Source organism: Hyphomonas sp. (assembly GCF_037969335.1).
Taxonomy (GTDB): Bacteria; Pseudomonadota; Alphaproteobacteria; order Caulobacterales; family Hyphomonadaceae; genus Hyphomonas.
The window spans coordinates 49517-62144 of the sequence record NZ_JBBKXE010000133.1 but is presented as its reverse complement, the minus strand read 5'-3'; the positions used below and the strand labels follow the sequence as shown (position 1 = coordinate 62144).

11 protein-coding genes are annotated in these 12628 nt (G+C 62.2%); 2 read left to right on the top strand and 9 right to left on the bottom strand.

What is annotated here, in order from left to right:
* A partial coding sequence (locus tag AADA04_RS10170; RefSeq protein ID WP_340693152.1) for an alcohol dehydrogenase catalytic domain-containing protein occupies positions 1 to 353 on the bottom strand: 353 nt, incomplete at its 3' end.
* 251 nt (positions 354 to 604) lie between these two features.
* Here AADA04_RS10170 and AADA04_RS10165 point away from each other — a divergent pair.
* Positions 605 to 1555 (top strand): alpha/beta hydrolase, encoded by a 951-nt coding sequence (locus AADA04_RS10165; protein WP_340693151.1) that lies wholly within the window; start codon positions 605 to 607, stop codon positions 1553 to 1555.
* On the opposite strand, the gene recF is transcribed toward AADA04_RS10165, so the two are convergent.
* From recF to AADA04_RS10130, 7 genes are all read right to left on the bottom strand, one after another.
* Positions 1552 to 2664 (bottom strand): DNA replication/repair protein RecF, encoded by a 1113-nt coding sequence (gene recF, locus AADA04_RS10160; RefSeq protein WP_340693150.1) that lies wholly within the window; start codon positions 2662 to 2664, stop codon positions 1552 to 1554. The two genes, AADA04_RS10165 and recF, sit on opposite strands and share 4 nt — an antisense overlap.
* 22 nt (positions 2665 to 2686) lie before the next feature.
* Positions 2687 to 3808 carry a DNA polymerase III subunit beta gene (gene dnaN, locus AADA04_RS10155; RefSeq protein ID WP_340693149.1) on the bottom strand — a complete coding sequence of 374 codons (1122 nt, stop codon included), beginning with the start codon at positions 3806 to 3808 and terminating at the stop codon, positions 2687 to 2689.
* 198 nt (positions 3809 to 4006) lie between these two features.
* Positions 4007 to 5407: a DnaA/Hda family protein gene (locus tag AADA04_RS10150; RefSeq protein ID WP_340693154.1), complete on the bottom strand. Its 1401-nt coding sequence runs from the start codon at positions 5405 to 5407 to the stop codon at positions 4007 to 4009.
* Positions 5408 to 6049: 642 nt separating this feature from the next.
* On the bottom strand, positions 6050 to 6313 hold the full coding sequence (gene rpsT, locus AADA04_RS10145; protein WP_340693148.1) for a 30S ribosomal protein S20: 264 nt from the start codon (positions 6311 to 6313) through the stop codon (positions 6050 to 6052).
* A gap of 115 nt (positions 6314 to 6428) precedes the next feature.
* A complete protein-coding gene (locus AADA04_RS10140; RefSeq protein ID WP_340693147.1) occupies positions 6429 to 7499 on the bottom strand; it encodes a hypothetical protein in 1071 nt (356 codons plus the stop codon).
* Positions 7500 to 7604: 105 nt separating this feature from the next.
* The gene (locus AADA04_RS10135; protein ID WP_340693146.1) at positions 7605 to 8387 is read right to left on the bottom strand and encodes an enoyl-CoA hydratase; all 783 of its coding nucleotides are present in this window, start codon (positions 8385 to 8387) and stop codon (positions 7605 to 7607) included.
* A 215-nt stretch (positions 8388 to 8602) separates the two neighbouring features.
* Entirely contained in the window at positions 8603 to 9781 is a 1179-nt protein-coding gene (locus AADA04_RS10130; protein ID WP_340693145.1) for a saccharopine dehydrogenase NADP-binding domain-containing protein, read from the bottom strand.
* A gap of 124 nt (positions 9782 to 9905) precedes the next feature.
* Between AADA04_RS10130 and AADA04_RS10125 the strand changes: the two genes are divergently transcribed.
* Entirely contained in the window at positions 9906 to 11279 is a 1374-nt protein-coding gene (locus tag AADA04_RS10125; protein WP_340693144.1) for an AarF/ABC1/UbiB kinase family protein, read from the top strand.
* Here the strand turns inward: AADA04_RS10125 and AADA04_RS10120 are convergent.
* Positions 11266 to 12540 carry a cytochrome P450 gene (locus AADA04_RS10120; RefSeq protein WP_340693143.1) on the bottom strand — a complete coding sequence of 425 codons (1275 nt, stop codon included), beginning with the start codon at positions 12538 to 12540 and terminating at the stop codon, positions 11266 to 11268. The two genes, AADA04_RS10125 and AADA04_RS10120, sit on opposite strands and share 14 nt — an antisense overlap.
* Positions 12541 to 12628 lie beyond the last annotated feature (88 nt).

The following is a 12628-nucleotide window of genomic DNA, read 5'->3' as shown; positions in this document are numbered from 1 at the left end:
ATCAGGCCCTTGCCCTGCGTCGCGCGGATGGCGGTGCAGAGATTGGTCTTGCCCGAGAGGCAGCTTTTGCACTGGCGGCATTCGGGCGTGTAGAGCGGGATGACATGGTCGCCCGGCTTGACGCTGGTGACACCCGCGCCGACCTCGCGGACAATGCCCGCGCCTTCATGGCCGAGCACGCTGGGGAAGATGCCCTCACTGTCGAGCCCGTCGAGCGTGTAGGCGTCGGTGTGGCAGATGCCGGTGGCCATGATTTCGACGAGCACTTCACCGGCCTTCGGGCCTTCGAGGTCCAGCTCGACGATTTCGAGGGGTTTCCTGGCTTCAAAGGCAACGGCGGCGCGGGTCTTCATGGGCATGTCTCCGGATAGGGGTCTGATCCCTACCTAGACCGCACTGGCGTGATGATCCACTCCCGGGTTTGGAATTATGCCTGCGTACGACAGGCGGAACCGCGCAGCATCCGCCATCCTGCCCTGAATGCTGCAGGTCGGCGTTGGCTTGTTCATTCCAGACTTGCAAAAACTCAGGATTTGGCTCGATATGCATCGGTAAGCGAAATGCAATGACGGGTCCCCCGCTTGGGGCGTAACGGGATGGACTGATGGTTAGACTGCTGCTGTGGACGGTGGGCCTTGTCGCCGCCGTATCGTTGGTCACGTATTGGTGGGCCGGCCGGAACCTGCAGGTGCTGGATGCCGAAGCCCGGGCCGACGCGCCGGGCGCGTTTCTCGAGGTTTCGGGCGGCACGCTCCACTACCTGGTGCAGGGGCCCGAGGACGGCGAGATTGTCGTCATGGTGCACGGCTTCTCGACGCCGTCCTTCATTTTCGAACAGAATGCGACGGCGCTGGTCGATGCCGGGTTCCGGGTCGTGCGCTATGACCATTTCGGGCGCGGCTGGTCTGACCGGCCGAAGGGCCCGTACGATGAGGCCTTCTACGACCGTGAATTGATGGACCTGCTCGACGGCCTCGGCCTGTCGGAGCCGGTCCGTCTTGTCGGCCTGTCGATGGGCGGGCCGATCGTCATGTCATTTGCCGGGCGCCATCCGGAACGCGTGTCGGATATTTTCCTGCTGGTGCCTGCCGGGCTGGATGTGACCGGGGGCAACAGCGGCGCAGCCAAGCTGGTGCGCATGCCGGTGATCGGCGACTGGATCTGGCGTGTGTTCGGACGCGGCATCCTGCTGGGCAATTCGCAACTCGACGAAAGCGCCCTTGATCCGGCCAACCGCCTGCAGGGCGACGTCACGCGCCAGCTGGACTTCCGCGGCTATCGCAAGGCCCTGTTGTCGACGATGCGGCATTTCCCGATGTCGGATCGGGCGCGCCTGTTCAGCACGGTTTCCGACAAGACGAAAATACCGGTCGTGGCGGTGTTCGGAGATGCGGATGACACAATCGCGGTTTCCAGCGCGGCGAAACTGGTGGCGCTGATCCCGCGTGCGGACGTGCGGATCATCGCGGGCGGCACGCATGGCCTGAACTACCAGCGCCACGTGGAGGTCAATCCGATGCTGGTGGAATGGGCCAGCGGCGGAGCAGCCGACTAGGCCTCGACGCTGGCGGTGCCGTCTTCGACGCGGACGCACTGGGCCCGGTCGCCAAAGGCTTCGAACAGGAACCGTTCGGTGCCGGTGAGCCATGCCTGTCCACCGAGGGCGCAAAGCTCGTCATAGAGGGCTGCGCGCCGGTCCGGGTCGAGATGGGCAGCGGCTTCGTCGAGCAGCAGCAGGGGCGCCGGGCCATCGCCGCCTGCGCGCAAAGCACCCGCCGAGGCGAGGATCAAGCCGATCAGGAGGGCCTTTTGCTGGCCGGTCGAGGCGTCGCGTGCGGGCGCGCCAGTGGGGCGGTGGATGACGACCAGGTCTGAGCGGTGCGGGCCGTCGATCGTGCGCCCGGCGGCAATGTCGCGGCGGCGTGTGTTGCGGAACGTCTCGGCCAGCGTCTCGAAGATCGACTTGAAATCATCGCCGCGCAGGGCGGCCTGTTCGGCGTCGCCTTCCAGCGTGAGATCAGCCTTGGGGAAGTGGCCTTCTGGCCGGGCCTCGATGGCGCCCTGCAGGGATTCCAGGACATGCGCGCGGTTGATGGCGATCTCTGCGCCGGCTTCGGCCATGCGGGCCTCGATGGCATCGGCCCAGGCCGGGTCGACATGGCCGCGTTCCAAGAGCGCATTGCGTTCGCGCATGGCCTGTTCATAGCGGCTGGCGGCGCGGCCATGAGTGGGCATATGCGCCATGACCTGGCGGTCAAGGAAACGGCGCCGATCCGATGCGCCGCCGCGGAAGACGCTGTCCATGGAGGGCGTCAGCCAGACGATGCGGACAAGGTCGGCCAGGTCGGATGCGGTGGCAGACGCCCCGTCGATGCGGACATTGCGCTTGGCTCCAGAGCCGGTTTCGAGCGCGACGCCGATCTTCTGGTCATTGGCCAGCGTGGCGGCGACAGTCCAGCTGCCGGGGGCATCCTTGCGGACCATTTCGGGCAGCGTGGCGGAGCGCAGGCCGCGCCCGGGGCCAAGCTGGCTGACCGCTTCGAGCAGGTTGGTCTTGCCGGCCCCATTGGCGCCGAACAGGCAGACGTGACGGCCATCAAGCGGCAGTGTCAGCGCGGCGTAGTTGCGGAAGTCCGTAAGGGAGAGTCGGGTGATCTGAGCCAAGCGTCGATCCCGTCTGACGGGCCTAGACCCTGAGCGGCATCAGCACGTAGCGTGCGCTGTCATCCGACGGGTCCAGCACGAGCGCGGGAGAGGCCGGGTCATTGAACATGAATTCGACCGTGTCGGCTTCGATCTGCCCGGCGATATCGAGCAGGTATTTGGCATTGAAGCCGATCTCCATCGCGTCGGAGCTGTATTCGGCTTCGAGCTCTTCATTGCCTGCGCCCGTCTCCGCGTGGCTGACGGCGAGCGTCAGTTTGCCTTCGGACACTGACATTTTCACCGAACGCGAGCGTTCTGCCGAGACGGTCGAGACGCGGTCAACGGCGGCTTCGAAGGCCTTGTTGTCGACGACGAGTTTCTTGTCATTGCCCTTGGGAATGACGCGGGCATAGTCCGGGAAGGATCCGTCGATCAATTTCGATGTCAGCACCGCGCGACCGGCGCGAACAACGATCTTCGTGTCGGATACTTCGATGTCGACCTCGCCATCGACGGCGTCGATGAGGCGGCGGGCTTCGGCAACGGCCTTGCGGGGCACGATCACGCCTTCGAGATTTTCAGAGCCCTTGGGAGCCGCAATCTCGGCGAGGGCCAGGCGGTGGCCGTCGGTGGCGACGGTGCGCAGGACGGCCTTGCCGTCTTCGTTCTTGGCGCCGTGAAGGTAGACGCCGTTGAGATAGTAGCGGGTCTCTTCGGTCGAGATGGCGAACCGGGTCTTGTCGATCAGGCGGGCAAGGTCTTTCGCATCGACCGAAAAGGCCGTCGCGCCGTCATCGCCGCTCATCGTCTGGAAGTCGGAGGCGGGCAGGGTCGGCAGTTCGAAATGCGACCGGCCGGCGCGGATCGCCAGGCGCTGGTTGTCGGGCTGGGTTTCCAGTTCGATCTCGGCGCCAGCTGGCAGCTTGCGGATAACGTCGAACAAGGTGCCGGCAGGTGCCGTGACGGCGCCTTCGCGGCTTACCTTAGCGTCGGCGCTGTCGACAGCCTCGATATCGAGATCGGTCGCCGTGAGCTTCAGTTCGCCCTTGCTGGCCTGCAGCAATACGTTCGACAGGATTGGAATGGTGTTGCGGCGCTCGACGACGTTCTGCACATGCGAGAGGGCATTGAGGAGATCGCTACGTTCAATGGTAAGTTTCATCTGCTGGTCCGTCCATCACCGGCGCCCGGTGCGCCTGTCTTCCTGATCAAGTTCACTTGGCTGGTCCGTGCCGGCCGGGCAGGTGGCCCGCGGCAGAATCAGCCCGCCCTCCAGTGGAGAGCGGGCTAAGAACCCTTAAACAATCGGGCGGAAAAGCCAAGCACCGATCCGGCGACGCCCAAGGGCAACCTGGCGGTTCTAGTTCGCGCCTGCCGCCTGAAGTTCGAAGATTGCTTCGGTGACACGTGCGATGTCGCCTGCAAGTTCCGGATCGGTTGCGATATTCTTCGACACTTTGCGGTGGGCGTAGAGGATCGTCGTATGATCCCGCTTGCCGAAGCTGTGACCGATCTGGGGAAGCGACTTGCCGGTCTTCTCACGGCAAACATACATTGCGACCTGACGGGGATAGACAACCGCGCGAGCCTTGCAGGGGCTTTCAAGATCGCTCTTGGAAATGCCGAAAACCTTCATGGTGGCGCGTTTGACGAGTTCGATCGTGGGCACTTTGACTTCTCCCTGATGGCGGCGGATTACGCGGTCGAGCATTTCCATGGTCGGCGCGCGGTCTCCGAAACCGGCTTCGGTGTAGAGGCTCCAGATTGCACCGGTGAGTTCCCGGCCCGGCCCACGAATGCCGGCATTGATGCGGGCGATCATTTCGTCGGTAAGCACGAAGTCTGGGTGACCCGCTTCAATGTGAGCTGCCAGGCGCACGAGGATCTCGCGGCGCATGTCGGCATCCGGCAGGCCGACTTCGACGGCGATCGAGCCTTTCAGCTCTGCCCGCATGCGGGGGCCGAAACCGGTCACGTCGCCGGGGGCTTCATCACCCGCCAGGACCACGAGGCCACCATTGCCGGTGACTTCACGGATGTTCTGGTAGAGCTCTGTCTCGGTGCCCGGCTTGCCGGCAATGCGGTGCAGGTCGTCGATCAGCAGCAGCGTTGCCGAACGCAGGCGTTTCTTCAGTCCGCTCGTGTCCTTCACCTTCACGCCATCATGATAGGCAGACATGAATTCCTCAGCCGTGAGGTAGACGACGACCCGGTCCGGTTCCTGCGCCTCGACCTTGTTCTTCAAGGCCAGAAGGATGTGCGTCTTGCCGGTGCCCTGACGGCCATAGATCAGCGTCGTCAAGGTGCCGACGGTCTGCCCAGCCGCAATCCGCTGCGCGAGCTGCACAGCGATCTCGTTCGACTGACCGGTAACCAGTGTTTCGAACGTCATGTTCGGCGCGCCGTTCGCGCCGGTTGCGGTTGTCGTCTTGCCGCCATCGTCACCAGAGGCCGCTGCGCGTTCCGGCTGGGGTGCCGGAGCGGCTTCCGCCCATGGATCGGAGACGAGGTCACGCACTTCGGCGCGGGCATTGCGCCAGCACTCCAGCCGGATGCCACGGCGGGCGGGATCATGGTCGCGCCATGTGCGCTGGATAAGCCGCTTGTGCTCGGCCACGACGCGGTCATAGGCGAGGGGATCGCGGGCCGCGATCACCATTTCGCCATCGACTTCTGCGATCAGGCGCAGGTCTTCGATCCAACGATCATAGTCGGTTGCATTCAAGACGGTTGCGAGCGTCTCCCTGACCTTCTGCCAGATGGCCTGGCCTGGGAGATTATTGACTTTTTCCGTGCCCGAAAACTCTACGCTATGCTCAGAATCAAAAAGTGTAATTCGGAAAATCGCCTAGACCAATTTTCTTGATAAGATACTTCATGACAAGCAGGCACGCAACTCTCCCTCCAGATCACCACCTGGGCCCCGTAAATACTCCGTGCAGGGAGAGTTATTAGCTGGTATCCCCAAGGTATCTTCCTGCCGTTTTTCTGACAAGTGTATCTTTTTTTTGACAACCGGTATTGGCCAGTTGACTCTTGGGCCCAGTGACCAAAATTTCATCAAAATCAGCCGCTTATCTTGTGTATTTTTTTTGTGAGTGAGTCGTTCAGCGCAATCGTTCGCTAATGTTCTGTCAACACCATCCACGCGCAATTGGCTGTGAAATTCGAGCTTTTGTTAGCGATAAAATATTGCAACCAATAAAGCCGACCCATTCTTGCAGAGCTGCCTCCCGGGAACGCGCAAAAATGCAAAAATGAACCAAAGGAGGACCCGTTCCAGAAAACCATATCCGGCATATTTTTGCGAGCCTTGGATCCTGAATTCGTCGCAAGAAAAAACCCGCCAGGCATGAGCCGGGCGGGTCTTGTTTTGTCATCGGGGTTCGAAGCCGGGAAGGCTTCAGCCCATTGCGCTGACGCGGGCCGAGAGGCGCGAGACTTTGCGGGACGATGTATTCTTGTGCATGACGCCTTTGGTGACAGCGCGCATCAGCTCGGGCTGTGCAACGCGCAGGGCGTCCTGAGCGGCGGACTTATCGCCTGCTTCGATGGCTTCCTCGACTTTACGGACATAAGTGCGCACACGCGAGCGGCGCGCCTTGTTGACCTCGGTACGAGCCGCAATCTTGCGGACCATCTTCTTGGCGGAACGGGTATTGGCCATATCTAACTCCTGAAGCCCGAAGGAGACCTCCCTCAAGCTGAAGGCGGGGGCATACATAAACGGTGCGAACGCGTCAACTGGGGGGCTGACAGAAAACTGCGCCAGCGGGCCGCCGCTATTCGGTTTCCGGCGGTTCCTCGGCCCCGGCGGCCATCTCGTTCAGCCGCTCTGTCAGCGCCTGATTGCCTTCGAGACCCAGTTCCTTTGCAGAGAATACGACAAGGCCGCCGGATTTGCTGAGCATCGAAACGATATTCTGACGGGTCTGCATCTCCATCAGGCTGAGCAGGGCCGCGATCTGTTCCGGGCTGCGATCACGGAACTGGTCGAGCAGCTTGTCGAGTTCCGTGCCGAGAAACTGCATGGCACCGGGCGTCCCGATGTCACGCGAACCGATGTCCCCGAGCTGGGCGGCCTGCGCCAGCGCCACGCGCTGGGAGGGCAATGTGGTGTCGCCGGTGGCGTCAGTGCCGATCGCGCCGCCATCCGACGCCATCGCATCTGGGGTCACCACGACGTCGCTGGGGAGGGTGGAGCCATCGCGATAGCTGAACCTCGCTTCGAACACGTTGACGCCGAGCGGTACGCCCAGGTCACCTGTGCCGGATTCCATGCCGGCGAGCTCTTCGGTCACTTCCCGTTCGATCTCGTGATGGCTTTCGCGCAATTGTTCGTCCTTGCGCCGGCCGATGGCGCCGGAAAAGGCCGAGCGGATACGCCGTTCAAGCTGATCGCCGAAATCCCCCAGCCGGGCAAGATCCGTCACGCGGTCCCGATTGACGCAAAAACTGACCGATGGGGTGACTGTCACAACGTGCCCGTCATTTGTCACGGCGGTGAAGGGGAAGGGCGTGGTCGTGTGGATGCGCAGGGAGATGGCGCCTGCATCGGTCACCAGATGATCATACGCGAGCGAATTGAACCGTGGATCGTAGACGGGGAAGCGCAGGTGCTGGCGGTTCTGGAACTGAACGATACGCGGATCGCCAGCCTTGACCTTCATCTCTGCCGTGAGGGCCTGGATGCGTCCGTCGGGCCCGCGAACCAGATAGGTATCATCTTCGGCCGGCGGAATGAACGGGCCGCGTGCCTTGTAGACCAGAGCGACGACGGCGCCGCCAATCACGAGTAACGCCACGAGCACACTGATAACCAGGCTCGTTGAGACTGCGCTTACCTCCGCCATGAGCTGTTCCCCGCTGCAAAGCCGCCCCATCCCCTGAGCGCGCTAAGGTTAACAACACTTTGCAGTAAAGAGAATAGCGGTCCTGCTCAGGCGGCTGACAGCAGCCTAGCGGTCCTTGAAGTGGGCCGAGCGTTTCTCGACATAGGCGGACATGCCTTCCTTCTGGTCCTCGGTCGCAAACAGCGACTGGAACAGGCGACGCTCGAAACGGATGCCCTGCGACATGGGTGTTTCATAGGCGGCGTTGATGGCTTCTTTGGTCATCATGGCTGCCGCACGCGGCATGGCCGCTATGGTACGTGCCATCTCACGCACGACGTCCATGAGGTCGTCTGCCGGCACGATCCGGGCAACCAGGCCGCAGCGTTCGGCTTCGGCGGCTTCCATCATCCGTCCGGTCAGGCAGAGTTCCATGGCCTTGGACTTGCCGACAAAGCGCGCAAGCCGCTGCGTGCCGCCAGCGCCGGGCATTACGCCGAGACGGATTTCCGGCTGGCCGAAACGAGCCGAGTCAGCGGCAATGACGATGTCACACATCATGGCCAGTTCGCAGCCGCCGCCCACGGCATAGCCACTGACGGCCGCGATCAATGGCTTGCGGGCGCTCGATGCGCGCTCCCAATTGCGGGTGATCAGGTCGTCATAATAGGCGGCAGGATAATCCTGGTCCATGATTTCCCGGACGTCTGCGCCGCCGGAAAAGGCCTTGCGCGAGCCGGTCAGGACGATGCAGCCAATATCCTTGTCCGCTTCGAACCGGTCGATGGCGTGGGTCAGTTCCGTCATCATTTCGTCATTGAGGGCGTTGAGCTGGTCAGGCCGGTTCAGTGTGATGACGGCGATGCCGGTTTCGGCGTCCGACTCTGTCAGCAATGTATTGTACGACATGGGGCGACGTATCCTTCTTGCGGCCGGTATCCCGGCCTTTGGCGCTGGCGTTCTGGTCGCAGCTGCCGGATTGATTGATTTTTTGGGTGCTGCGCGTGGCCGGATCTTCGGGTCCGGCGAGATTGAGGCGGTGAACGACTCTCAGGTTGCGACCGCGATCAGGAGCGGACGCGGGCGCTATAGCCTGAAAAAAGGGCGCTTGTCACCCTTTTGCCTCATTTGTCGATGCTGAACGCCAATCCGGCATGTGACTGCAGGCGGTCGACCAGGGTGAGACCCATGGCGGCGGCGGGCGTATAGATGCCGCCACCGAGGTCGGTGCAATCCTTGACCAGGCAGATCGCGGCTTCGGAGATAATCTTCGATGTCGACCCGTAACCGGGGTCCTTGTCACCTGTGACCGTCGCCTTGATGCGATCGCCGTTCTTGGTGATGCCGAGCAGGGCGAAATCATACAGACCCGCCTCACGCTCTGCTTTTGAGGGACCTTCGCCGGGCTTCGGACCGTCTTCCCCGCCCATCGTGTTGCTCTTGGCGACCATTTCGGCTGCGGCCTTGCCGGATTCGCCGGGGCCCGTCAGCATCATCTCGTCATAGACAAAGTCCTCGCCATAGGGGTGGCCCATGATCGCGTTGGAACGATGAATGTTCTTGGTGTTGATCGGCGCCATGATGAACGGCGCGACCCAGGATCCGAAATCTTCATCCTCCTGCACCGACATGCCATGCGGCTGGTCCGGCCCCTCAAAACCGCCGGTCAGCGAGAAGGGATTGCGCAACACGGCCATGACGGCAGGATCGGCCATGGCCCGGGCCATGGTCTCGCGGCCGGAGGCTGCGGTGCCGCCGGAGAACGTGCCCTTCATCTTGCGCATGCGTCCCTTCACGCGGACGGCCGGTGTGCCGAACGCGCGCATTGCCTCGTTCTGGAGGAACAGGACGCCGAGATCGAACGGAATGGAGTCGAAACCGCATGAGAAAACGATGCGCGCGCCGCTCTTTTTCGCCGTGGCTTCGTAGGCTGCGATCATGTCGTGCATCCAGGCGACTTCGCCGGACAGGTCGACATAGTCGACGCCCTGAGTGGCGCAGGCCTCCACGAGGGGTGTGCCGTAGAGCTGGTAGGGGCCGACGGTGGTCAGCACGCAACGGGCAGACTTGACCATCGCCTCCAGCGATGCCGGATCGGACGCATCAGCGACGATCAGGTCGACGGATTTCGGGATGCCCATCTCGTCGCGCACGGTCTTGAGCTTGTCGAGCGACCGTCCGGCCATGGCCCAGGTCACATCCTTGTCGACGCCATAAGTGGTGTTCATGTACTCGGCGACGAGGCGACCAGTGAACCCGGTGGCTCCATAGATGACGACATCATAGTTTGCAGACGGGTTCATGGGGCAGCCTCCAGCACGTTCAGGCATCAGACTTGCCTCACTCGTGCGGCCGCTGCAACTGCCCCGCCCGACTTTTGCAAATGTCGCACCTGCCAATCAGAGGGAAACCGCCTATATCGGATGTATGACCGATACGCCTGATGTGCCCGATCCGGAACGCAACCGATTGAGCGGGCGACTCTCGCGAACGGCGAAGGTGGGCGCGAACCTGTCGGGCGCCGGGATCAGCTTCGCAGCCAATACCCTGTTCGGCGGGGCCCAGGGCGATGAGCGGATCGCCAAGGCGCTGGCCGCCGCGCTGGGGCGGTCCAAGGGGCCGCTGATGAAGGTCGCCCAGATGGTGTCGACCATCCCGGATTTCCTGCCGGCCGAATATGCCGACGAACTTGGCCAGCTCCAGGCGCAGGCACCTGCGATGGGGTGGCCGTTCGTCAAGCGCCGGATGCGGGCTGAGCTTGGCCCCGACTGGCTGTCGCAGTTCGACACGTTCCAGAAGGAGGCGTCCCATGCGGCCTCGCTGGGGCAGGTTCACGATGCGCGGCTGCATGATGGGCGGCGCGTCGCCTGCAAGCTGCAATACCCGGACATGTCGAGCGCGGTTGAGTCTGATGTGGGCCAGTTGAAGGCCATGCTCGGCCTGTTCAAGCGGATGGACGGGTCAATCGATCTCACCGAGATGGTCGGTGAAGTGACAGACCGCCTCCGCGAGGAACTCGATTACGGGCGTGAGGCCAAGCATATGGCATTGTATGCGGCCATGCTTGCCGACAAGGATTTCGTGCAGGTGCCGGAACCCGTGCCGGAATTTTCGACAGACCGTCTCCTGACGATGACATGGCTGGATGGCGAGCGCCTCGATGCGTTCGAGAGTGCAGCGCAGGAGACCCGCAACCATATCGCCGAAATGCTGTTCTGGACCTGGTGGGGGCCATTCAACGGCCATGCCGTGATCCATGGCGATCCGCATCTCGGCAATTACCAGGTCACCGGTGGCGGCACAGGTATCAACCTTCTCGACTTCGGCTGCATCCGCGTGTTCCCGCCGACCTTCGTGGAGGGCGTGGTTGACCTCTATCGCGCCACGCTGGCGGAAGATTTCGACGCGGCCTATGCGGCTTACGAGAAGTGGGGCTTCCAGAACCTGTCGCGCGAACTGGTCGAAGTGCTGAATATCTGGGCGCGCTTCATCTATGGTCCGCTGCTCGACGACCGCGTGCGCAGCGTGGCGGACGGCGTGTCGGCGGGCGAATATGGCCGCAAGGAAGCGTTCCAGGTCCGTCGCCTGCTCAAGGAGAAGGGGCCGGTGAAAATTCCGCGCGAGTTCGTGTTCATGGACCGGGCCGCGATCGGCCTTGGCGCGGCTTACCTGCGCCTGAAGGCCGAGGTCAATTATCACCGCCTGTTCGAGGAGAGCTTGGAGGGCTTTGACGTCACCACTGTGGCAGCCCGCCAGGCCAGCGCGCTGAAAGCGGCTGGCCTGAGGCCTAGCTCATCTTGAACCGGATCGGCACCGATTTCGGGCCGGAGACGAAATTGGCCTGCGTCCGGGTCGGCGTTCCATTCAGTTCCACCGATTCAAGGCGTGGCAGAAGTTCTTCCCACAAAATGCGCATTTCCATGCGGGCAAGGTGCTGGCCGATGCAGACATGCGCGCCATAGCCGAAGGCGACATGCTTGTTCGGCGAGCGATCGACCTTGAACGAGAAGGGGTCGTCAAACACGGCTTCATCGCGGTTGCCGGACGGATAGGACAGGAACAGCCAGTCGCCCTTCTTGATCTGCTTGCCGGCGAGCTCGGTGTCGGCCGTCGCGGTCCGCATGAAATGCTTCACCGGCGTTTCCCAGCGGATCGATTCTTCGATCATGCTCGGGATGAACGACAGGTCGTTCTTCAGCTTCTTGAACTGGTCGGGATTCTCGGCCAGCGCCCAGAGCGCACCGGCGGTCGTATTCGATGTCGTGTCGTGGCCTGCCGTCGCCGCGATGATGTAATAGCTCATGGCCTCAAGATGCCCGAGCGGCTGGCCTTCGATCGCACCATTGGCGATGACGCTGGCGAGATCGTCGCGCGGGTTCTGGCGGCGGTCCTCGGTCATGGCGTTGAAGTAGGTCATGAAGTCGACCACAGTGCCCTGAATTGCGGCGAGCGCTTCATCCGCGTCGGTCATTTCCTTGCCGGTCCGGTTCACTTCCGGATCGCTGCTGCCAAAGAGTTCCTGCGTGAGCGTTAGCATCCGTGGCTCGTCGATTTCCGGAACGCCCAGCACTTCCATGATGACGTGCAGCGGATAGAGGAAGGCGACATCGCGCGAAAAATCGCACTCACCGCCCTTGTCGGCCATCTTGTCGATGAAGCCGCGGGCGATTTCGCGGATCCGGTCTTCCAGCTTGCGTATGTTCTGCGGCAAGAACCAGGCCTGTGTCAGGCGGCGATAGTTCATGTGGTCCGGATTATCCATCTGTACGAGCGACCGAACAAGGTGCGGCGAACCGCCCATCATCTCGCGAACCTTTTTGTCCGCCTCAATGGTGGTGAGGACCGTTGACCGGTCTCCATTGTGGAAGAGTTCGTTCTGGCGTTCGACGAGCAGGATGTCAGCGTGTCGCGTGACGGCCCAGAAGGGGTCAAACCCTTCAACTTCGGCCACGTCCAGCGGCGCATTTTTCCTCAGCCAGGCAAGTGCTTCATCCACGCGCTTGCCGTCCGCATAGGCTTTCGGATCAACGATTTCTGCCGCGATTTGGCTCGGGATGGCCATGGTGTCTTCCTCCGTTTGCCCGCGCCATTGGCGGGTCTATGGAAATCACTTACCATGCAGTTGATATACGTCCAACAAATATGTTAGA